Source organism: Streptomyces sp. NPDC057010, from assembly GCF_042673805.1.
Taxonomy (GTDB): domain Bacteria; phylum Actinomycetota; class Actinomycetes; order Streptomycetales; family Streptomycetaceae; genus Streptomyces.
Map to the genome: position 1 here is coordinate 57,677 of NZ_JBHUSC010000030.1, position 22,187 is coordinate 79,863.

The 22,187-nt window shown below is 73.0% G+C and carries 17 protein-coding genes; 2 read left to right on the forward strand and 15 right to left on the reverse strand.

The genetic code is table 11. The annotated features are described in order from the left end of the window. The first annotated feature begins 1 nt into the window (after position 1). Positions 2-2,026: an O-antigen ligase family protein gene (locus tag ACFTXQ_RS23670; protein ID WP_382643857.1), complete on the forward strand. Its 2,025-nt coding sequence runs from the start codon at positions 2-4 to the stop codon at positions 2,024-2,026. Then, positions 1,969-2,943 (forward strand): glycosyltransferase, encoded by a 975-nt coding sequence (locus ACFTXQ_RS23675; RefSeq protein ID WP_382643859.1) that lies wholly within the window; start codon positions 1,969-1,971, stop codon positions 2,941-2,943. Before ACFTXQ_RS23670 ends, ACFTXQ_RS23675 begins: the two co-directional genes overlap by 58 nt. 10 nt (positions 2,944-2,953) lie before the next feature. On the opposite strand, the gene ACFTXQ_RS23680 is transcribed toward ACFTXQ_RS23675, so the two are convergent. From ACFTXQ_RS23680 to ACFTXQ_RS23750, 15 genes are all read right to left on the reverse strand, one after another. Then, positions 2,954-3,934: a class I SAM-dependent methyltransferase gene (locus tag ACFTXQ_RS23680; protein ID WP_382643861.1), complete on the reverse strand. Its 981-nt coding sequence runs from the start codon at positions 3,932-3,934 to the stop codon at positions 2,954-2,956. After that, positions 3,928-4,605: a class I SAM-dependent methyltransferase gene (locus tag ACFTXQ_RS23685; protein WP_382643863.1), complete on the reverse strand. Its 678-nt coding sequence runs from the start codon at positions 4,603-4,605 to the stop codon at positions 3,928-3,930. Before ACFTXQ_RS23685 ends, ACFTXQ_RS23680 begins: the two co-directional genes overlap by 7 nt. Positions 4,606-4,646: 41 nt before the next feature. After that, on the reverse strand, positions 4,647-5,456 hold the full coding sequence (locus ACFTXQ_RS23690) for a glycosyltransferase family 2 protein (RefSeq protein ID WP_382643864.1): 810 nt from the start codon (positions 5,454-5,456) through the stop codon (positions 4,647-4,649). Then, the gene (locus ACFTXQ_RS23695; protein WP_382643866.1) at positions 5,453-6,559 is read right to left on the reverse strand and encodes a hypothetical protein; all 1,107 of its coding nucleotides are present in this window, start codon (positions 6,557-6,559) and stop codon (positions 5,453-5,455) included. The genes ACFTXQ_RS23690 and ACFTXQ_RS23695 overlap by 4 nt, the downstream gene beginning before the upstream one ends. Positions 6,560-6,564: 5 nt before the next feature. Continuing rightward, positions 6,565-8,082 (reverse strand): oligosaccharide flippase family protein, encoded by a 1,518-nt coding sequence (locus ACFTXQ_RS23700; protein ID WP_382643868.1) that lies wholly within the window; start codon positions 8,080-8,082, stop codon positions 6,565-6,567. Beyond that, complete coding sequence (locus ACFTXQ_RS23705) at positions 8,079-8,966, reverse strand: chain length determinant protein (RefSeq protein WP_382643870.1); 888 nt, start codon at positions 8,964-8,966, stop codon at positions 8,079-8,081. The genes ACFTXQ_RS23700 and ACFTXQ_RS23705 overlap by 4 nt, the downstream gene beginning before the upstream one ends. 23 nt (positions 8,967-8,989) lie before the next feature. After that, positions 8,990-10,123 carry a non-hydrolyzing UDP-N-acetylglucosamine 2-epimerase gene (gene wecB, locus ACFTXQ_RS23710; RefSeq protein ID WP_382643872.1) on the reverse strand — a complete coding sequence of 378 codons (1,134 nt, stop codon included), beginning with the start codon at positions 10,121-10,123 and terminating at the stop codon, positions 8,990-8,992. A 4-nt stretch (positions 10,124-10,127) separates the two neighbouring features. Continuing rightward, positions 10,128-11,384, reverse strand: coding sequence for a nucleotide sugar dehydrogenase (locus ACFTXQ_RS23715; RefSeq protein WP_382643874.1), 1,257 nt, complete (start codon positions 11,382-11,384; stop codon positions 10,128-10,130). Beyond that, positions 11,384-12,154 carry a WecB/TagA/CpsF family glycosyltransferase gene (locus tag ACFTXQ_RS23720; RefSeq protein ID WP_382643876.1) on the reverse strand — a complete coding sequence of 257 codons (771 nt, stop codon included), beginning with the start codon at positions 12,152-12,154 and terminating at the stop codon, positions 11,384-11,386. Before ACFTXQ_RS23720 ends, ACFTXQ_RS23715 begins: the two co-directional genes overlap by 1 nt. Next, positions 12,151-13,320, reverse strand: a complete 1,170-nt coding sequence (locus ACFTXQ_RS23725; protein WP_382643878.1) for a hypothetical protein — start codon at positions 13,318-13,320, stop codon at positions 12,151-12,153. Before ACFTXQ_RS23725 ends, ACFTXQ_RS23720 begins: the two co-directional genes overlap by 4 nt. Before the next feature lie 414 nt (positions 13,321-13,734). Continuing rightward, positions 13,735-14,364, reverse strand: coding sequence for an acyltransferase (locus ACFTXQ_RS23730; protein ID WP_382643880.1), 630 nt, complete (start codon positions 14,362-14,364; stop codon positions 13,735-13,737). 136 nt (positions 14,365-14,500) lie between these two features. Next, the gene (locus ACFTXQ_RS23735; RefSeq protein ID WP_382643901.1) at positions 14,501-17,062 is read right to left on the reverse strand and encodes an ABC transporter permease; all 2,562 of its coding nucleotides are present in this window, start codon (positions 17,060-17,062) and stop codon (positions 14,501-14,503) included. Next, positions 17,062-17,808: an ABC transporter ATP-binding protein gene (locus ACFTXQ_RS23740; protein ID WP_382643882.1), complete on the reverse strand. Its 747-nt coding sequence runs from the start codon at positions 17,806-17,808 to the stop codon at positions 17,062-17,064. Before ACFTXQ_RS23740 ends, ACFTXQ_RS23735 begins: the two co-directional genes overlap by 1 nt. A 23-nt stretch (positions 17,809-17,831) precedes the next feature. Next, complete coding sequence (gene eboE, locus ACFTXQ_RS23745; RefSeq protein WP_382643885.1) at positions 17,832-19,064, reverse strand: metabolite traffic protein EboE; 1,233 nt, start codon at positions 19,062-19,064, stop codon at positions 17,832-17,834. Positions 19,065-19,177: 113 nt separating this feature from the next. Continuing rightward, positions 19,178-22,150: a BTAD domain-containing putative transcriptional regulator gene (locus ACFTXQ_RS23750; protein ID WP_382643887.1), complete on the reverse strand. Its 2,973-nt coding sequence runs from the start codon at positions 22,148-22,150 to the stop codon at positions 19,178-19,180. Between the last annotated feature and the right edge of the window lie 37 nt (positions 22,151-22,187).

Consider the following 22,187-nt stretch of genomic DNA (forward strand, 5'->3'; position numbering starts at 1 on the left):
CGTGACCATCGGTGAAATACTCGCCGTACTGCGGCGCCGCTGGTACGTGATGGTGCCGCTGACGCTGATCGGTCTGCTCGCGGCCGGGCACCTGTACCGGTCGGTGCCGGTGGCCTACCAGTCGCAGAGCTCGGTGGCGCTGATCGACTCCAAGGCGGTCGCCGAGCTGGCCCCCGCGTTCGGCAATCCCATCGCCAATGCGGGCGGTTCGCTGGTCGTGACCGCGGACGTGCTGATCAGGACCCTGTCGGGGACGGACGCGGCGCGGGACCTGCACGGCCTCGGGGTGACGGACCCGTACACGGTCTCCTTCGCCGCGAACGCCTCGGGCCCGATCCTCACCCTGACCGTCACGGGTACCGACCGGGAGAAGGTCCTGCGGGAGACCAACATCCTCACGGGTTTCGCCGGGGAGCAGCTGGGCGCGCTCCAGGCGGCGGCCAAGGTCGAGCCCGCGTTCTTCGTGCAGACCACGCCCGTGGTGCTGCCGCAGACCCCGCGGCCCCAGCTCAAGTCCCGCTACCAGCAGGTCCTCGGCGTCATCATCCTGTGCACCACGGCCGGCTTCACGCTGTCGTTCGTGACGGAGACCCTGGTGGTGGCGCTGCGCCGCAGGCGGGCGGACGGCTCTCCCCGCGGGGTGCGGGCGTGGCGCGCCCGCAGGCGGGCCCGGGGCCGCCGGCTGGACGCGGTCGCCCTGCTCACCGGCTATCTGGTGCTGGCGTTCTTCATCCCCTCGAACCTGACGCTGCCGGGCATGGGCGGTGTGGGGACGCCGGCCAACGTGTTCGCGCTGCTGGGCCTGTTCTGGTACCTGGCGGCCTGGATCACCGGCCGGATCCGGTCGGCTCCGGGCACCCGGCTGCCCCGGGTGATGATGTGGCTGCTCGCCGTCTCGGTGCTGGCCTCGTACGTGGCGAACGCGACCCGGGGCGCCTCCCGCAAGGAGATCCTCGGGGCGGACCGCGGCCTGATCGGGCTGCTGGTGTGGGTGTCCCTGGTGGTGCTGGTCTCCGCCGCGGTCTCGAACCGGGCCCGGCTCGACGTGCTGCTGCGCAGGGCCGTCGTGATGGCGGCGGTGGTGGCCGCCATCGGGTACTACGACTTCTTCGCCGCCACGAACATCGCCGACCAGATCAGCATCCCCGGCCTGCAGTCGAGCGCCGCCCAGATCACCGCCATGGACCGCGGCGCCTTCACCCGCCCGCGCTCCACCACGGCGCATCCCCTGGAGTTCGGCGGGATGCTCGCCCTGCTGCTGCCCTTCGCCATACAGCAGGCCTTCGATCCGGTACGGGCGCACCTGGGCCGGTGGCGCCGCTGGGGGCCGGTGGTGCTGCTGGGCGGCGCGCTGCCGCTGACGGTGTCGCGGACGTCGATCATCGGGGCCCTCATCGTGGTCCTGGTGATGGTGCCGCGGTGGAAGCCGCAGCGGCGGTGGACCGCGATCGGGCTGCTGCTGGTCTCGGTCGCCTGCTTCAAGGTGCTCGTCCCCGGGCTGATCGGGACGATCACCACCCTGTTCGGCTCCTTCCTGTCCAACTCCGACAGCAGCACCCAGGCCCGTACGGTCAAGTACGGCGCGATCGTCCCCTACCTGGAGGGACGGCCCCTGTTCGGGCGGGGCCTGGGCACCTTCATCCCCGAGCTGTACTTCTTCACCGACAACCAGTACATGCTGACGCTCACGGAGATGGGGCTGCTCGGGCTGATCGCCCTCGCGGCCCTCTTCCTGACCGGGATCCACCAGGGCGGCGCCATCCGCCGGCTGGCCCGCGACGAGTCCGACCGGGAGCTCGGGCAGGCGTTCTTCGCCTCCGCCCTCGTCGCCCTGGTCAGCAGCGCCACCTTCGACGCCCTCAGCTTCCCGATGTTCGCCGGGATGTTCTTCCTGACGATCGGCGCCGGCGGCAGTTACCTCGGCTTCATCCGGCGCGCGGCGCCGCAGCCCCTCACCACGGAGTCCTCATGCGGTCCGACAGTCCCGCCTCCCGTCCTGCGGCGACCTCCGCTACCGGTCCGGTAGCCGTTGTCGTCGTCACCTGGAACAGCGCCGCGGTGCTGCCGGAGTTCCTCGCCTCCCTGCCGGAGGGCATGGCCGGGCTCGACTGGCGGCTCGTCGTCGCCGACAACGACTCGGCCGACGGCACCGTGGAGCTGCTCCGCTCCCTGGCGCCGGACGCGACGGTCGTCCAGACCGGCCGCAACGCCGGGTACGCGGCCGGGGTGAACGCCGCCCTCGCGGCGGCCGCCGACCGGGAGGGAGGCTTCCGGGCGGCGCTCGTCTGCAACCCGGACATCCGGATGCGGCGGGGCTGCGCCAGGCTGCTCGTGGACGGGCTCGGCACGCCCGCGGCCGGCGGCGGCCTGGTCGGGATCAGCGTGCCGCTGCTCTACGAGGAGGACGGCCGCACCCTCGTGCACTCGCTGCGCCGGGAGTCCAGCGTGACGCGCGCCCTCGGCGAGGCCGTCATCGGCAACCGCCGGGCCGGGCGGTTCCCCCGCCTGAGCGAGCTGGTCACCGACCCCGGCGCGTACGAACGGGCGACGGTCGCGGACTGGGCGACCGGGGCGCTGATGGCCCTGTCCGCGGGCTGCCTGGCCACGTGCGGCCCGTGGGACGAATCGTTCTTCCTCTACTCGGAGGAGACGGAGTACTGCCTGCGGGCCCGGGACCGGGGCTTCGTGACCCGCCTGGAGCCGGCGGCCGCGGCCACCCACCTCGGCGGGGAGTCGCGGGTCTCGCCGCGTCTGTGGACCCTGCTGACGCTGAACCGCGTACGGCTCTACGAGCGCCGGCACGGTCCGGTGGCGACGGCGGCCTTCCGGGCCGCCGTCCTGCTCCGGGAGACCTCGCGGGCCGCGCTGGGCCACCCGGCCGCCCGGGCGGCCGCGGCCGCACTCCTCCGGCCGGGCGCCCTGCGCGGGACGCCGGGGCCCTGACCCCGCCCGGTCAGCCGCTGCGGGGGCGGCAGACCATGGCGATGAAGTCGTGCCCGACGTCCGGGAGCGCCGCGTCCTCCGCGGCGAAGCACTGCTCCAGGAGCTCCCGTGTCTCCGGCTCCTGGTCCCGGAAGTTGTGCGCGATCCCGGAGAACGCGATGTGCAGCACCGTGCCCCCGTACGGCCGTTCCTCGACGACCTCGAAGTGGCGTCGCAGGCCCGGCAGCAGCGCCGCCGCGTCGACCGCCTCCGAGGGGTCGTCCAGCACCATCGAGAGCCTGCTGGGCCGTACGACGCGGCGTTTGACCCGGCCGTCGGCCAGCCGCCGCCGCTCCTCGGGGAGCCGGGCCAGCAGCAGGTTCGCCGCGTCCAGCTGGGCGTCGGTCCACTGGAACCGGGTGGGGCCGACGAACTCGTCGACCACGAACGTCCCGCCGGGCTCGATCAGCCGGGACAGCCGCGGCAGGGTCTCGTCGAGGTTGTCGAAATGGTGCAGGGACTGCAGGCCCAGCAGCACGTCGAAGCGTTCCCCGTCGGCGGCCATCCGGTTGACGTCGGTGACCCGGAAGCGCAGGACGCCGGCGAGACCGTTCTCGGCGGCGGCCCGGGTGGCGAAGTCGATCCGCTGCTGCGCCACGTCCACGCCCTCCAGGAGACCGAACGCGCCGGTCTTCGCCCAGAGCAGCTCGTTCCCGCCCGTACCGCACCCGAGCGACAGACCGCGCAGATCGGTGCGCGGCGCGAAGTGCTCGGCGGCCACGTACCCGGGGAAGGAGGTGTCCGCGTCGCCCGTCATCAGCAGGTTCCACCGTTTGATGACCGCCGGGATCGCCCACCACTCGGTCAGCGACGGGTCGACCCGGGACCAGTGCTGGACCACGCGCGCACCGCCGCGCACCCGCAGTTTGGCCAGCACCGGGTCCAGGTCCAGCTTCCGTACCTTGCGCAACAGCCGGTCCGCGTCGTGCCGGTTGACGAGGTTGTTCAGCATGCGGGCTGCCTCCTCACGGCTATGAGCGACTTCGGGGCACCGAGCACGCGCTCGCTGAGGAGCAGCGATCCGGGGAACAGGTAGCGCATTTCGGTGCGGGTCAGCAGCTCGATGTTGACCACTGCGTTCATCGCCGACTCCGGGCTGTCGGGCCGGCTGTGGACGAGCGGCCAGTGCCGTACCAGACGTGTTCTGGCGGCCAGCGGCAGGAACTGGAATCCGGGCGCCACGAAGTGCGGCTCCACCGGGAAGTAGCGGTACGGCGTCTGGATCCAGTGCAGCGGCGCGAGTTGCCCGACGGCCGCGACGAACTTCTGCCGCTGGCTGTGTCCGCCCACGTGCTCGATGGTCGAGTTGGAGAACACCAGGTCGTAGCCGCCCTGGGCGCTCAGTTCGGCGGCGACCGCCGGGTCGGTGACGTCGGCGGTCTCCGCCGTGATCCAGTCGGGCAGCTCGGCGGGATGCTCCTCGAGGTTGATCAGGTGGACGTGCTTGGCGCGCAGCGGAGCGCGCAGCCACATGTCGGCCGTGCCTCCCAGGTCCACGACGCTCATGTTCTCGATGCCGGGGAAGCAGCGCCGCAGCCGCTTCCAGCGGGCGATGCGCATGCGTTCGCCCAGCGAGCCGGGCGCGTCGACGAATTTGTTCCTGAGGGCCCGGGATCGGGGCATCGGATCAACCACCTGTGGTCGGAGCGGACAAGGAGCGGGCCTCAACTGGGGCTGCCCCACTGCGTGTAGAAGCTGGCCGGGTTCATCAGGTACCGGACGGTGGGGTGCGGTACGTGGAGCACCCGGTGCCGGCGGCCGTACCGGCGGATCAGCTCCCAGTCCTCGCGGGGCAGCACCTCCGGTGTCCGGCGCAGACGGCTGAAGTGGAGGGAGCGGGTGCGGCGCGCGACGAAGGCGTTGGTGTCCAGGAAGGCCTCGCGGGCGGCGCGGCGCCGGTCGTAGGGCACCGACAGGACGTCTTGCTCGGTGCCGTCCGGCAGGACCCGGCGCAGCGCCGTGTAGACGCCCTCGGGTCCGCCCGGGGTCTCCAGGGCCGCCAGCGCCCGTTCCAGATGGTCGGGTTCCCACAGGTTGTCGTCGTCCAGGAAGGCCACGTACCGCGAACGGGTGAGACGGATGCCCACGTTGCGCACGACGCCCGCCACGCCCGTGTTGCGGGCCAGCGAGACGGCGAACAGCCGTGGGTCGTCGGGGAGTCCGGGCAGTCCGGCGCCGTCGTCGACCACGATCACCACCTGGTCGCGGACGGTCTGGTCGAGGGCCGAGCGCACGGCGGCGCGCAGCGCCTCGGGGCGCCGGTGGGTGGCGATGACCGTGGCGACCAGCGCCGGGGGCGGCGACGGCAGGGCGGCGGCCAGCCGCCGGGTCTCGGCGTCCTCGATCCGGCGCAGCCGGACCGCCGTGGGGGCGAGCAGGACCTTGTTCCTGGCCTCGAAGAGCACCAGCCAGCCGAACAGCGCCTTGAGCAGCGTCCAGGGTGCCCGCGCGAGGCGGCGCGCAAGGCCGCTCACGGCGCCGGCTCCGGCTGGATCGGGCGGCCGTCGGACATCCGGTTGTTCCGCCACACGTTGCCGGAGCCGCCGTGGTTCCAGTGGGCGACCACGCCGTAGCCGCCGGCGGCGGGGTGGAACTGCGTGGAGAAGACGTTGTCGGTGACCTTGATGCCGTTGGCTCCGGTGCTGCCTCCGTAGAGGGCGTACGCGCCGCCGGCGATCCAGTTGTTGTCCACGGTGACGTTGCTGACCACCCCGGTGTCCGCGAACAGGCCGATGCTGCCCGAGGCGCCCTCCTTGAGGCCGGTCGGGTTCAGCAGGGTGTTGTGGCGGATGATCAGTTCCCCGGTGTTGCCGCCGCCGCTGATCACCGCGTTGGTGTGCTGCCACTCACCGCCCAGGTTGATGAACGGGGCTATGTCGTGGACGTAGTTGTCGTGGATGTTGCCCTGCCCCATGGACAGGGCGTCGCCGAACACCGAGACGTCGCACCAGCCGACCTCGATGGAGCTGCCCCCCATGTTCGACACCGCGTAGTCCACTCCGCCGTTGTCCGGCCCCTTGCCGGGCACGGCCGTGATGGTGGAGTGCAGGACCCGCAGGCCGCTGTATCCGGGGCGCAGGTTGATGCCCCACCAGTTGTCCGAGGTGATCTTGGTGTCGATGACGGTGACGTCGTTCGCGTAGATGTCGAGCGAGCCCTTGATGTCCCACCCCCGGATGACGAGCCCGTCGGTACGGACGGCCATGTACCCGGTCTCGTGGGGCGTGAGGGGGATCCGCGGCCCGGTGGAGCCGGCGTCGGGGAAGCCGCAGGCGCCGGGAGAGGCGCAAGCAGCCTTGGCCGCGGGCGTGTCGGACGGGCTGCCGGCGCCCGGCGTCGCGGTGGGCTTCCCCGTCGGGGACGCGGACGCGGCGGGGCTGCCCGTCGCCGGGCCGGCCGTGGTCGGCGGGCCGGCGCTCGGTTTCGCCGGGGGCCCGCTCGCGGGGCAGGTCCGGGCGTCGTCCGGGCAGTCCGGCGGCGCGGACCGGCCCGGTCCCGAGCAGGCCACGCCCAGGACCGCCAGTAAGGCCGCGAGCAGCAGTCCCGCGAGCGACTTCCGGCTGATGCGCCGTGACATCGGGGTCACCTCGTGTCCTGTCGGGTGGGCCGCACCGGTGCGGATGACCGGTGCCGGCCGCGGTGGGGCCGGTCGCCGCGGCCGACGCCGCGCAGGAAGTCGCGGCTGGGCAGTACGCAGAGCGTGTAGCCGGCCAGGGCGATCGTGCCGATGGCGAGGAGTGCGGGCCGGCCGTCCCCGAGCGGGCGTTCCAGCCCCAGGATGATCGCGGCCATCACGGCGCCGCCGAGGAAGGGCCACGCGCAGGCCCCGGCGATCCAGGCGACGCCGATGCCGCCCCGGCTGAGGGCGTACAGGAACACGGGCACCACCAGGCCGCCGGCGACCAGGACATGGGCCTGGGAGACTCCGACGATGCCGTTCAGACGGGCGGCGACGAGGAGCACCGGGACCAGCGCTGCCAGCCACAGGCCCTGGACGAGGAAGAGCGAGCGGCGCTGTCCGATCGCGACCAGGCAGTCGTAGGCGAGTTCGCTGCCGATGCGGATCAGACCGAGGGCCATCAGCCAGGGCAGCGCGGCGGCGGCGGGCGCCCACTGGCTCCCGTAGATCAGCTCGACGGCGGGCTCCGCGAGGCAGGCCAGCAGGACGCACAGCGGGACGGTGCCGGTGATCACCACGCCCAGGGCGCGGCTGAAGCCCGGGGCGAGTGCCTGCGGGGTGTCGGCCAGGCGGGAGAAGCCGGCGAAGGAGACCCGGCGGGCGGCCTCGGAGATGATCCTCACGGGCCAGCCGGAGATGTTGAAGGCGAGCACGTAGAAACCGAGGGACACGTTGCCCAGCGTCGCGCCCACCACCATGGTGTCGACGTTGACCACCGCGAGGGCCAGCATGCTCGCCCCTGCCAGCGGAAGCCCGAACCGGAGCAGCGCCCGGGCCTGCCCGGGGTCCCAGCCGAATTTCAGGGTGCCGGGTGCCGCCAGGGCGCAGCCGATCAGGGTGACGACGTTCCCCGCCACGGCTCCCCAGGCGAAGCTCATCGCGCCCCAGCCGGCGAAGGCCAGCAGCAGCGTCACCGAGGTGCTGAGCACGAAGTTGAGTCCGTCGATGAGCATCCGCTTGCCCTGGGCGAACTCGCGGGTGAGGAAGCCACCGGGGACCTGGGCCACCCCGTCGATCACCACGCACAGGCACATCACCCGCAGTACGCCCGCGGCGTCCGGCGAGCCGAGCAGGCCGGCGACCGTCGGTGCCGCCGCGAACAGCGCCACGTACAGCAGGCCGCTGGAGAGGGTGCTGAGGGTCAGTACGGTCGGCGCGAACCGCCGTGCGTCGCCCTCCCAGCGCACGATGGCCAGGCCCACGCCCAGTTCGTTCGCGGACAGCAGGACGAGCAGCACGGTCTGGGCGATGCCGTACACGCCCCATTCCGCGGGGCCCAGCGCGAAGCGTGCCAGCACGATGCCCGTCGCGAAGTTGCCCAGGCGCATCACGACGGTGTTGATCAGGCTCCACCGCGCGGCCGAACGGACCTTCCGGCCGAGGGAGGGAGGGGCGGGGAGCGGGGGCGTCGTCCGGCTCACCGGTCTCGCTGTCCGGTGCGGCGGGGGCGGCGTCCGCGAGCCGGCTCCCCGGCGGGCGGCTCGGCGGCGGACGGCACGGCCACCGCGGGCTGTTGTGCCTCGGGCTCCGCGGCGGCCGGCCCTTCCTCATCGGCGGACCGCGACCAGCTGGGCGGCCGCCGGATGGCGAGCGTCCGTTCCACCGCCGGTTCCCCGGCCGGGGGGACGGGGGCGGTCGTCTCCCGCTCGGGCCCGGCGTCCTGGGCCTGCGGCTCGGGCTCGGGCGTGGCCTCGGGCTTCGGCTTGTGCGACCTCTTGCGCGCCTCCACGTAGAAGACGGCGACCAGGCTGAGCACCAGGCCCAGGACCCCGCCCATGACGAGGTACTGCAGCCTGGTCTTGGTCTCGGCCACCGGCTTCTGCGGCGGCACGATCACCGCCATGCGGATCATGGCGTCCGGGGCGACCTTCTCCTTCGCCTGGAACTCGGTCAGCCGCTTCTCGGCGTAGGCGGTGAGCTTGCGGTCCGACTCCAGGACGCGGTCCGGGTCGCTGCCGCTGACGGTGAGCCACATGAACGGGCCCAGGGCATTGTCGGCGATCTTCGCCTCCGGGGTTCCGGTGACGCCCAGCGTCTTGAGGTCGGCCAGCGAGTCGTCCGAGTTGAGGTTGCGGACGAGCCCGTCGGCCATGCCGGTGAGGGAGGCCTGCGTGCTCAGGAAGGGGTTGCCGTCGTAGGCCACCGTGGCCTTCTGCGAATTGAGCAGGGTCACGGTGCTCTGCGACCGGTACGTCACCGGCACCACCAGCTGGACGCCGACGACGAGAGCCGCCGTGAGCAGCAGCCCGGGCAGCAGCACGTACCAGCGCCTGCGCATGACCCGCCAGATTTCGGCGAGATCCATGGTCTTCCCCCTCGAATGTGCGGTTACTGCGGTGCGGTGCCGGCCCCGTGCGGCACGAGGTCGGTGGGCCTGGGCCGGGTGGCCGCGGAACCGCCGGACAGCAGGACCTCGGCGATGCGGTCGCTCGCGCGGCCGTCCCACAGCGCGGGGCAGCGGGGCGCGGGCGGGTCGTCGAGCACCCGGTTCACGGTGGCGACGATGCGCTCCGGGTCCGTGCCCGCCAGGACGTTGGTGCCCTCCTCGACGGTGATGGGGCGTTCGGTGTTCTCGCGCAGGGTCACGCAGGGCACGCCGAGGGCGGTGGTCTCCTCCTGGATGCCCCCGGAGTCGGTGAGCACCAGGCGGGCGGAGTCCTGGAGGGCGATGAAGTCGAGGTATCCGGCGGCGGGCACGAGCCGGATGCCGCCGGGGACGCCGGCGTCCGCCAGCCGCTCGGCGGCGCGGGGGTGCACGGGCAGCAGCAGGGGACAGCGGTCCGCGATCTCGCCCAGGGCCTTCAGGAGGCCGCGGAGTGCCGCGGGGTCGTCGACGTTGGCCGGGCGGTGCAGGGTGACCAGGCCGTACCCGCCGCGGGTCAGCCCGTACCGGTCGAGGACGTCCGACTCCCGGGCCCGGTCCAGGTTGGCGAGGAGGGTGTCGATCATGACGTTGCCGACGACGTGGATCTGGTCCTCCCGGTAGCCCTCCGCGCGCAGGTTCGCGGCGGCGTCGGGCGAGGGGGCCAGCAGGTAGTCGCTGACCCGGTCGGTGGCGACCCGGTTGACCTCCTCGGGCATGCTCCAGTCGCGGCTGCGCAGGCCGGCCTCGACGTGGGCCAGCAGCGGGCCGGCCTTCGCGGTGACCAGGGCGCAGGCGAGGGTGGAGTTGATGTCGCCGACCACCACCACCGCGTCCGGGGTCAGCTCGTCGAGCAGCGGCTCGAAGGCGGCCATGACCCGCCCGGTCTGCTGGGCGTGGGTGCCGGATCCGGCACCCAGGTACAGGTCGGGGGTGCGGATGCCGAGGTCGCGGAAGAACACCTCGTTCATGGACGGGTCGTAGTGCTGGCCGGTGTGGACGAGGACCACTTCGACGCCGCGGCGTTCCAGCGCGTCCATCACCGGTTTGATCTTCATGTAGTTGGGTCGCGCTCCGGCGACGCAGATGATCCTGGTCATGGCCTCAGAGCACCTCCACCTTCGGGCCGGTCATGCGGTTGCGGCAGTCGAGGACGAAGGAGGCGTGCTCGCTGATCATCTGGTAGTCGAAGGAGTCGTGGTCGGTGAGCAGGACGACCACGTCGGCGGCGGCCAGTTCCTTGCGGGTGGCCTCCACCCGGGAGAGCCGGGCGTCGACCTTGACGTCCTCCACCACGTGGGGGTCGACCGCGCGGACCTTGGCGCCCATGTCGAGGAGGAGTTCGGCGATGCGTACGGCGGGCGACTCGCGCGCGTCGCCGGTGTTCTTCTTGTAGGCCAGGCCGAGGAGCAGGACGCGGGAGCCGTTGACGGACCGGCGTTTGGCGTTGAGGGCGTCGATGACGCGGCGCGTCACGTACTCGGGCATGTGGTTGTTGATGTCGTTGGCGAGTTCGACGAAGCGGAAGTTCTGGCCGAGTTCGCGCTGCACCCGCCAGTTCAAGTACGAGGGGTCGATGGGCAGGCAGTGGCCGCCGACGCCGGGCCCGGGGGTGAACTTCATGAAGCCGAAGGGCTTGCTGGACGCCGCTTCGATGGCCTGCCAGACGTCGATGTCGAGGTGGCGGGCGAACATGGCGATCTCGTTGACGAGCGCGATGTTCACGTGCCGGAAGGTGTTCTCCAGCAGTTTGGCCAGCTCGGCCTCCTTGGGCGAGCGCACCGGCACGGTGGTGTCGACGAGTTCCCCGTAGAAGGCCTCGACGGCCTTCAGGGAGGCGGCGTCGACTCCGGAGACGACCTTGGGCGTCTGCTGGAAGCCCCAGACGGTGTTCCCGGGGTCGATGCGCTCCGGGCTGTAGCCGAGGTGGAAGTCGACGCCGGCGGTGAGGCCGGAGCCGTCCTCCAGGATGGGCGCGAACAGCTCCTCGGTGGTGCCCGGGTAGGTGGTGGACTCCAGGACGACCGTGGCGCCGGGGCGCAGGAAACGGGCCAGGGTGTGGGCCGACTCCTCGATGTAGCGCAGGTCGGGGGCGCCGTCCTGTAACGGGGTGGGCACGGTGACGACGGCGACGTCGAAGCCGCCGCAGTCCCGGGCCAGTTCGCTGGGGCGGTAGGTGCCGCGCTCCAGGGCGCGGGTCAGCCGTTCGGAGGAGACGTCCTCCACGTACGACTCGCCGGCGGCGAGGCTCTTGACCCGCCGCGCGTCCACGTCGTAACCGATCACCTGGTGTCCGACCTCGGCGGCCCTGATGGCCAGCGGGAGGCCGACGTATCCCTGTCCCACGACGACGACGCGCATCAGTGACTCCTGTTCGCGGAAAGGGCGGACGGTGCGCGGCGGATGAGTTCCCGGACCGTCATGAGGAGGAAGGCCGCATTGGTGGTGAGGTAGCGCCTGCCGAGCCGGCGGGGCTCCTGGAGGGTGCGGTAGAACCATTCGAGTCCCATCCGCTGCCAGACCAGGGGGGCTCGCTTGGTGATGCCGGCGAGGATGTCGAAGGAGCCGCCGACGCCGTGGACGACGTGTGCGCCGGTTCGGGTGCCGTAGCCGGCGGTGAAGATCTCCTTCTTGGGCGAGGTCATGCCGAGGAACAGCAGCTGGGCGCGGCTCTCGGCGATGGCGTCGGCGACGGACTCCTGATCGGAGTCGGCGAAGTAGCCGTTACGGCTGCCGGCGACGCGCAACTTCGGGAAGCGCTCGGCGATCTGCCGGAGCATCAGGTCCAGGACCTGCTGCTGGGCGCCGAGCAGGTAGACGGAGATGTCCTCCTTCTCGGCGGCGGCGAGCAGGCGCATGAACAGGTCGATGCCCGCGACCCGTTCGGGCAGCCGCACGCCCAGGGCCCGGCCGGCCCAGACCACGGCCTGCCCGTCGGCCAGGACGAGGTCGCAGCCGGAGACGGCCCGGGCGAGCCGGGGGTCGCGCCGCATGTTGACCAGCTTGGCGGCGTTGACCATGCCGATCTCGATCTGCTCGCCGCGCCGGACCGCGTCCAGACAGCGGCGCACGGTCTCGTCCATGGTCAGGGGGTCGAGCATGACCCCGAAGAGGGATTGCCTTCGTCTCATCTCGGGAGCCCCCCGAGCCAGGCGAACAGCATCCAGCCGAACTCGTACGGGCGGCATTCGCGGTCCACGGCGAGCGGGCGGAACACCCGGTCCAGCGGGGCGAGGCGCGCCTGCGGCAGCACGCGGGTGGTGAGCCCGCGGGCGGCGCGGACGGCCTTCTTCGGGTCGCCGCGGTGGACCTTGCGCCAGGTGACGCCGAAGTCCTCGCGGATCATCGGCTCGCGCGGGGTGCCGGCGGGCCCGGCGAGTTCGGGCACCTCCGTCATCCAGCGCAGGCCGCGGCGGATGTGCGCACCGAAGTCGGTGCCGCCCGCCTCGGCCAGGTCGAAGAGGGCGGTCGGGGCCATGGCGTGCTGGTGGACGCTGTAGACGGGATAGCCCTCCACCACGCCGCCGCTGCGGGCGTCGTAGTGCCACCACCACTGCCCGCCGTCGCCCTGGAGGGCGCAGATGCGGGCGGCGCAGGCGTCGGCGGCCGCGAGGGCCCGCGGGTCGTCGCCGCTGGCGTGCAGCCGGGCGAGCGCCTGGAGCGGGTAGGTCTGGTCGGCGAAGCAGGCCACGTGGGAGCGGTACCCGGGGACCAGCCCGGGCCCGGTGGCATGCGCGAAGAGCGGGCCGTCGCCGGCCCTGGCCGCCAGGAGCCGGTCCCGGGCGGCCGCCAGGCGGTACTCCACGTCCGCCGTCTCGCGGGCGGCCGCGAGGGCGGAGAGCACCCAGGCCGCCTCGACGGTGTACTGGGGCCGCCCGGGCACGTCCAGGGCCGCCACCCGGTCGAGGGCGTCGGCCAGCTTGGGGTGGCCCGTCTCGGCGGCGGCCCAGGCGATGAGCGCCGCGTCACCGAGGTTCCGTACGGCGGGCAGCCGCTGCACGAGCAGTCCGGTGAACTCCTCGGCCGTGCGTCCGCCGAACAGGGCGCGCTGCCGGTCCTCGGGCAGGAAGCGGGCCCCGAGCGCGGTGATGGCCGCGTACCGGGTGCTGGTCCCCCGCTGTTCCAGGCGGCGGGTGCCGTCGGGCGTGATGGTTCCGGCCCGTGTGAACACGAAGGTCTCGGCTTCCGGCAGGTACATCGCGGGCAGTCCCGCCTCGGCCAGCGCCAGCAGGCGCTCGGCGAGGGCGTGCAGCGGCGCGTCCTGGCCGGCGAGTGCTCCTAACCGTGTGGTGGTCATCGGGTCCCCACCCCGATCCCCAGGCTGCCCAGCCCACTGCGCATGTCCGAGCTGTTCGGCTCCAACACACCCATCCCCTCTGATCTCTCCTCGGACGGACCTGGCGGTCGTCACTCCGTGGAGGGGGACTGCGCATGACGGTGCGCGTGCCCGGCGGTGGTCTCGCCCCGCCGGCGCACGAGCCGTCCGACGGCTGCGTCTGGACCCCCCAGCGATGCCGCGGACGGGGGCACGCGTGATCGGCAGTGTCCGCGCGCGCGGTGGATCCGCGCGTGCACGGCACTGCCGGCGCTGCCCCTCGTCGTGTACAACCCCCCACTGGAACAGGCCTGTTGCCTGCCCAGATCCCGTGTGCAGGGACACGGTATGCCCATGGATGTTCGTTGATTGTGGTTTTGAGGAAATGCCGGTGCTCTAAATTGCCGACATACCGTCAGTTCCACTTCCGTGCCGTTCGGTGAGCGTCCCGTCCTTCTCCTCGTGCAGTGCGCCGGTGCGCGGGCACTCCCATACGCCCGGCTCGTCCGCACGCTCGACCAGGCGGACCCCCGCCCGGCCCACCCAGCCGATGCGCCGGGCCGGTACGCCCGCGACGAGCGCGAAGTCCGGCACGTCGCGGGAGACCACGGCGCCGGCCGCGACCAGCGCCCAGCGCCCCACGCGCACCCCGGCCACGCACACCGAACGGGCCCCCAGCGAGGCCCCCTCGGCCACGACGACCCCGGCGGGTTCCCAGTCGCCGTCGCGCTTCAGCGTGCCGTCGGGGTCGACCGAGCGCGGGTAGAAGTCGTTGGTGAGCACCGCCGCCGGGCCGATGAACACCCCGTCGCCGAGTTCGGCCGGCTCGTACACGAGGGCGTAGTTCTGCAGCTTCACGTGGTCCCCGATCCGCACGCCCGGCCCGACGTACGCCCCGCGCCCCACGATGCAGCCACGCCCGAGCCGGGCCTCCTCCCGGATCTGTGCCAGATCCCAGATCGCGGTGCCCTCGCCGAGCTCGGCCGTCTCGTCGACCTGGGAGGAGGGTTGGATGCGGACACTCACGGCGCGTTCCCCTTACGGTTCGCGAGACATTGGAATGCACGGGCGCACGGGCGTCCGTACGCACGGCCCGAGCATATGCGCGGGCGTCCCGCTCCACCTGTGGATCAACGGACTGTTCACGCACCGGACTTGAGCCCTACTGGCGGGAGCCGATCACGTCCGCGGGGCGTCCCGCCAGTGCCAGCCGGCCCGGGACCAGCATGGCCAGGGAGGCGAGCACCGCCGCGAAGCCCAGGACGCCGAGGTACGTCCACGGGTCGGCCGACGGGGCGGCGGAGCCCGTCATCCCGATGCTGAAGGCGGTGAGCACCGCGAAGGCGATCCCCGTGCCCAGCACGGCGGAGATCACGACCACCAGGGCGGCCTCGATCCGCAGCATGCCCATGACCTGCCGGCGGGTGGTGCCGACGAGCCGGAGCAGGGCGAACTCCCGGGTGCGGTCGGAGACCGACATGGCCAGGGTGTTGACGACGGCGATGGCCGTGAAGGCGATGATCAGGCCCATCGCCACGTAGTTCACCTCGGCGTTGGACTGCTGGACCTCGGCCTGGAGGTCCTCGACCTGGTCGCGGTCGAGGACGGCGACCCCGGGCAGGGCGCCGATCGCCTTCTGCAGCTCGGCCCGGCCGGGCTTTCCGGCGTCCGCGGTCTTCACCAGTACGGAGGAGGCGAGGGGGTTGTCGACGTGCTGCGCTACCAGCTCGTGGGACATCGTCAGATCGCCGAAGCCCAGTCCGCGCGCGTACACGGCGGCGACGTTCAGCTCGGTCTCCGTGCCGTCGCCGAGGGTCAGCTTCAGCTCGTCCCCCGGCTTCTTGCCCAGGTTGGCGGCGGCGACCTCGCTGAGCGCGACGCTCCGCGCGCCGAAGCCGTCCAGGCTGCCGGCCGTGACGCCCGGGTCCCAGGTGCGGGTCAGGCCTTCGGCGGACACGCCCTGCGCCGGGTACTTCTCCAGGCCGACGCGCACGGAGGTCCGTACGACCTCGGTCACCGCCGACACGCCGGGAACCCGGCGGAGGCTGTCGGCGGCCTGCGCGGGCACGCCGGGACCGGCCGAACCGACCACCCAGTCGGCCGTGTTGCCGGCCCGGGCCTGGGCGGTGGCCGCCGCGCCCATGGTGGTCTGGACGAAGAACACCGTGCAGGCCATGCCGATGAGCAGGGCGAGCGGGGTGATCGCGGCGGAGAGCCGCTTGGTGTTGGCGCGGGCGTTGGCCGTGGCCAGGTGGCCGCCGACGCGCGAGGCCTTCAGCGGCACCCCGAGGACGGCGACCGCGGCCCGGGCGATCAGCGGGCCGAGCAGCGAGACCGCCACCGCGAGGACGACGACCGACAGGAAGGTCACCGGGGTGGAGGCCGGCTCGCTGCGCAGCACGGAGAGGACGGCGAGGAGGACGACCCCGCCGGCCAGGAAGGCGGCACCGGCTCCGAGCCGGCCCCAGGCGAAGGTCCGCCGTTCCATGGCGGCCTCGGACAGTGCCTCGGCGGGCCGGATACGGGCGGCGCGGCGGGCCGAGATCCGTGCGGCCGCCCAGGCGCCCAGGAGGGCCGCGCCGATGGCCGCGAAGAACGGGAAGACGCTGAAGGTCACTTCGAGGGTCTCGGGGATCGCCTTGAAGCCGACGAACCTGCCGTGCAGCCAGTAGGCGATGGGCAGGCCCGTGACCGAGCCGAGCACACCGGCGAGCCCGCCCACGATCAGCGCCTCGCGGCCGATGAGCTGCCGTACCTGCCGGGGGGTGGCCGCGATGGCGCGCAGCAGGGCGAGTTCGCGGTGGCGCTGCTGGATGGAGAGGGCGAAGGTGCCGACGACCACGAGGATCGCGACGAGCAGCGAGGTGCCGCCGATGGCGCCGCCCATGGAGACCAGCTTGATGCGGGCCTTGGCCGCGTCGAGGAACTCGACCGGGCCGCGGTCGCCGCCGGTGACCACCTGGGCGGTGGTGCCGTCGAGGGCCTTGCGGACCTGCGCGGCGAGGTCGGCGGTGGACACGCCGGGCCTGGGCAGTACGCCGACGGCCGCGACCCGGCCGCCGCGGCCGGACAGCCGCTCGGCCTCGGCGTCCGAGAAGAACAGCGAGGTCTGCTGCCCGAGATCGCCGCCGGAGGGCGCCGCGATGCCGGTGACGCGGTAGGCGCGCGGGGAGCCGGTCGACTGGACGGTCAGCTCGGTGCCGGGCCTGATGCCCGCCCGCCGGGCCAGTTCCCGGTCGACGACGACCTCGTTCGCGGCGGCCGGGGCGGCGCCCTCGGCCAGGGTGAAGGGGGTCAGGGGCGCGGAGGTCCAGGAGTGGCCGTACGAGGGTTTGCCGCCGGCACCCGGGACGATCTGCCCCTTGGGGGTGACCGCGTACGCCGGGAAGGTGATCTCGGGGAGCGCCGCCCGTACTCCGGACAGCGCACCGAGCTTCGTCGCGGTGTCGGCGGGCAGCCAGACGCGCTCGCCGAGCGGCTTGGCCTTCTCCTTGGTCTTGGACTCGCCGCCCTTGTTCTTGACGGTGACCTGGTGGACGTTCTGGTCCCCGCCGACGATCACGGGGGCGGCCGCGTAGCGCTCGGTGCCGATGGTCCCCCGCAGCCCGGTCTCCAGCAGGATGCCGCAGGCCGTGACGAGCGCGGCCGCGCAGAAGAGGGCGAGGAACGCACCGATGAAGCCGCCCTTGCGGGCGCGCAGGGTCTGCAAGGCGTAGCGCAGCATCAGGCCCACGCCCCCAGGTGCGTCATGCGGTCGGCGACGCGGTCGGCGGTCGGGGCCTGCATCCGGTCGGCGATCCGGCCGTCGGCGAGGAACAGGACGGTGTCGGCGTAGGAGGCGGCGACCGGGTCGTGGGTGACCATGACCACCGTCTGACGGGTCTCGTCGACGCAGGACCGCAGCAGGGAGAGGATCTCCTTGGCGGTCACGGTGTCGAGGGCGCCGGTGGGCTCGTCACCGAAGATGACGTCCGGACGGGTGATCAGGGCGCGGGCTATCGCCACCCGCTGCTGCTGGCCGCCGGACAGTTCGGCGGGCCGGTGCGCGGCCCGGCCGGACAGGCCCACACGGGTCAGGATCTCCTCCAGCCAGACGGGGTCCAGGCGCTCCCCGGCCAGGCGCAGCGGCAGTTCCACGTTCTCCCGTACGGAGAGGGCAGGGATGAGGTTGAAGGCCTGGAAGACGAAGCCGATGCGCTTGCGGCGCAGCTCGGTCAGCTGGGTCTCGTTCATGCCGCCCAGTTCGGTGTCGCCGATGAAGGCGGAGCCGCCGGAGGGCTTGTCGAGGCCGGCGGCGCAGTGCAGGAAGGTGGACTTGCCGGAACCGGAGGGGCCCATCACGGCCGTGAAGGAGCCCCGTTCGATGCCGACGGAGACCCCGTCCAGCGCACGCACCGCGCGCCCGGCCTTCCCGTACTCCTTGACGACCCCGTCCAGGCGCAGGGCGAACGTGTGCGTATCGGTCCTCATGGGGGTCCTCTTGTCGTCGGTCCTCATGCGCGGCCGGTCCTTTCGGTGGTTGATCGGGTGGTGGTGGGGACCTCGGGGGTCAGGCCCAGCGCGGCCAGCTCCCGTGCGGTCCAGGTGAGTTCGGCGGCGACGCCCCGGACGAGTCCGGCCGCGCCGACGGGCCGGCGGTGCACGGGGAGCGCGGACCAGGTGCCGGTCTCCACCTCGACGTGGTCGGTGACGGCCCGGTCCCCCGCGAACAGGGCCCGCAGGGTCTCGCGCAGCACCGGCCGGGTGGAGGCCAGCGGCGGGGCGGGCTCCGCGTGCAGCGGTACGTGGTGGTGGATCCGCCAGGGAGCCCGCGCGGGCAGGGCTCCGGCGAGCGCCGGCCCCAGGTCGTCGGAGCCGAGCGGTGCGGCGCCGGCCGGGCCGGCCTCCCGGGTCTGGTGCAGGAAACGCGGATCCGCCAGGGCCGCCAGGGTTTCCCGTACGAGGGGGTCCGCCGGGTCGGCGGCCTCCAGGGCGCTGGACGCCTGGACCTTGACCACCGGGATCCCGGCCGCCAGGAGCAGGGCGACGGCGTCGTCCGGGTCCTCGTGCGCGACGGCGAGGTGGCAGGCGTCCAGGCAGAGGCCGATCCGGTCGTGGTCGACGCCCCGGAGCACCTCGACGGCCTGGGCGGTGGTCTCCGCGACGCAGCCCGGCTCGGGTTCGAAGGCGACGCGCACGCTCCGGCCGGTCTGCGCCTCGATCCGCCGCAGTCCCGTGGCGAGGGCGTCCAGCTGCCGGGCCGCGGCGGCCATCCGGGTCCGCGACCAGGCGGTGCGCCAGGCCAGCGGCAGGGTGGAGACCGAGCCGCGCGCGGCGTCGTCGGGCAGCAGCCCGGCCAGGACCCGGGCCAGGTTCAGCGTGTGGTCGAGGCGGGCGGGTTCGGACCAGTCCGGGTAGTACACCGCCCGCTTGACCACCGGGGCGTGGAAGCCCCGGGAGGGGAACCCGGTGAGGCTCACCGTCTCCAGTCCCCGGGCGGTGAGCTCCCGGCGGAGCCGGGCGACGGCGGGCGGGTCGGCGGCCAGCGTCGCCGCCGCGTCCTGCGGAAGCCACAGGCCGAGGCCGATGACGGGCTCGCCGGTGGCCCGGCGGACCGGCTCGGCGTGGGTGGCGAGCCGGGCGGTGATGCCGTGCAGGGTGTCGGCGGGGTGCAGGGTGTCGGCGGGGTGCACGGTGGTGCAGTAGCCGAGGTGGACGGCCGTGCCGTCGCGGTGGCGCAGCCGCATCAGGCGGATCCGGCCACTGCGGGGGTGGGCACGCCGGTGGTGGGTGGCATCGCAGGCTCCACAACGTGGGGGTCTTGTCTGCGATGACGCTAGGGACCGGCATTATCGGCGGGTTATCGGCCGGTTAGCCGCGGCGTGTCGAGGGGTTGGGCGTCCTCCCCGGCACCTGCTTCCTCCAGCGCACGGGCCGCCTTCGCCTCCCACGGCGGGGCGCCGATCCCCTGGAAAACGCCGAGCGCGGCGGTCAGATGGGCGCGGCCCTCGCTCGTGCGGCCGACCCGGCAGTGGAGCCGTCCCAGGGCGAGCCGTATCTCCCCCTCGACCAGCGGGCTGGCCTGGCGCCGGGCGACTTTCAGCGCCTCCCGGTACGTCTGCTCGGCCGACTCGGCCGCTCCGGCTTCACCCCGGGCCGTCGCGAGCCCCATCAGTGCGTAGGCGAGGCCGAGCATGTCGGCCTTCTCGGTGACGATCCGGACGACGGTTCCGTAGGCCTCCTCCGCGGATTCCAGCTGCCCGAGCGCGAGATGGGAGCCGGCCTGCCGGTACATGGCCATCGCCAGGCTGCGCGCATCGCCGCCGATCCGCTCGCTCACCCGGACCGCATCGCGGCTGAGGCCCAGGGCCTCCTCCGGCCGGCCCCGGTCGAGCGCGATCTGGGCCATGTTGTTGAGGGTGTACGCCTCGGAGGCGAGGTCCCCCGCAGCGCGGGTCAGCGGCAGGGCCTCCTCCAGCCGGCCCATGGCCCGGTCGTAGTCGCCCCGGACCCGGTCGATCACCGCGAGGTTGGCCAGGACGGGCGCCGGGCCCAGCAGTTCCCCGGCCCTGGCGTAGAGGTCGATGGCCCGCTCGAAGTGCGCACTCGACTCGTCGAGCCTGCGCAGACGCAGGTCGATGGTGCCGATCTGCTGCTCCATGGCCGCCTGTCCGCCGAGGTTTCCCGCGATGCGCGCCGCCTCGAGCGCCAGCTCGCCGCAACGGCGCCAGTCGTCCAGGTAGTTGCGCGCTTCGAAGAGCGCCCCCATGGCACTGGACAGACCCCAGGCCAGCTCGTCCATGCCCAGCCCGGCGGCCTGCTCGACCATCGCGATGAGGGAGAGGCGCTCCGCCTCGTACCACTCCAGCGGAGCGGCGATGAGCTCCTCCAGCAGGGCCGGGTCGACGGCCCGCAGGGGCGTCCGCACGCGCAGGATGGCGTGGTCCCCGCCGTGCTCCCGGCGCTGCGCGGCCAGCGCGATGGTCAGACCGGTGCGGAACACCCGGTCGCAGGCGGCCAGCCGGTCCTCCTCGGAGTCCTCCTCCCGGGCCAGCTCGCCCGCGTACAAGCGCATCAGGTCGTGGAAGCCGTAGCGCAGGCGGCCGGTGGCGTCGACCCCGACGACCTGGAGGAACTGGGCGTCCACGAGGTGCTCGACGAGCTGCTCCGCCTCCAGCACGCCGAGGTCCATCAGCGCGGCCCCGACCCACGCGGTGAAGTCCGGTACGCCGAGCAGCCCGAGGTGGCGGTAGAGCCGGGCCGCGTCCTTGTCGAGGTAGCGGTAGCTCAGCCGGAAGCCGGCCCGGATCTGGAACTCGCCCTGGCTGAGCTCGTCCAGCCGCCGCCGTTCGTCGCTGAGCCGGGTGACCAGGTGCCGTACCGACCAGTGCGGCTTGGAGGCCAGCCGGGCGGCGGCGATGCGCAGGGCGAGGGGCAGTCGGTCGCACAACGCGACGAGACGGGCCGACTCCTCCGGCGCGGCCAGGATGCGGCTCTCGCCGACGATGCCGGCGAGCAGCTCCACGGAGCGGTCCTGCGGGAGGAGCCCCAGATGGACCCGTGCGGCAGCCGGCCAGGTCACCAGCTGTTCCAGTTGTTCCCTGCTGGTGACCAGGACCGTGCTGCCCCCGTTGCCCGGGAGCAGCGGCCGGATCTGCGCCAGCGTGCGGACGTTGTCGAGGACGAGCAGCACCTGGCGCTCGGCCAGCACGCTGCGGTACATCGCGATGCGGTCCTCCAGGCCGTTGGGGACTTCGTCGCTGCCCACCCCGAGGGACCGCAGGAAGCGGCTGAGGATCTCGCCGGCTTCGGTCGGTGCGTGGTTCTCGTCGTAACCGCGCAGGTCGGCGAAGAGCCTGCCGTCCGGGTAGTGCCCGGCGGCCCGGTGGGCCCAGCGGACGCCGAGGCCGGTCTTGCCCACGCCGGCGACGCCCGTGATCAGTCCGACGGTGGGGGTGCGGCCGCCGCCGTCGCGCGCGTCCACCAAGCTGTCGAGAGCCGCCAGTTCGGGCTGCCGACCCGCGAATCCCGGTACGTCGGGCGGCAGTTCGGAGGGGATGACGGTGCGGCGCTCGGCGGGTGCCTCCCGGAGCGCGGCGGGTGCGTCCACAGCCAGGGAGGGGTCGTCCCGCAGGATCGCGTCGTGCAACTCCTGGAGTTCGGGGCCCGGTTCCATGCCCAGCTCGTCGATGAACCGGCGCCTCGCCTCCCGGAAGCCGTCCAGCGCCTCGGCCCGCCGCCCGGACCTGTACTGGGCGAGGATGAGGTGGTAGCGGGCGCGCTCGCGCAGCGGGTGGTCCCGTACGGTCGCGGCCAGATCGGGGAGCAGCAACCGGTGCCGGCCCAGCTCCAGTTGGACGCCCGTCAGCGCCTCGCGGGCATGGAGGCGGACCTCCTCCCAGCGGGCCGCCTCGTCCTCCACCCGCTGCCCGGCCACCCCGGCCAGCGTTCGGCCGCGCCACAGTGCGAGCGCCTCGGCGTACGCGCGCGCGGCATCGGCGGGCCGCTGCTCGCGGACGGCCGTCTCGGCCTCGGCGACCAGCCGGGTGAAGACGGCGCTGTCGAGGGTGTGCCCTTCGATGCGCAGCAGGTAGCCGGGGTGCGCGGTGGCGATGACCTCCTCGGCCGCGCCCTCGGCCTTGAGGGCCTTGCGCAACGCCGCGATGACGATGGCGATCTGGGTCCGCGCCGTGGCCGGCGGCCGGTCGTTCCACACTTCGGCCACGAGGGTGTCGACCGGCACGATCCGGCCGGGGCTCAGCAGCAGGAGGGACAGGACCGTCCGTTGCCGGGCACCGCCCAACGCGACCGTCCGCTCCCCCGCGGTGACCATGAGTGGACCGAGAATTCCAAAGCTGAGCCGCTCAGCC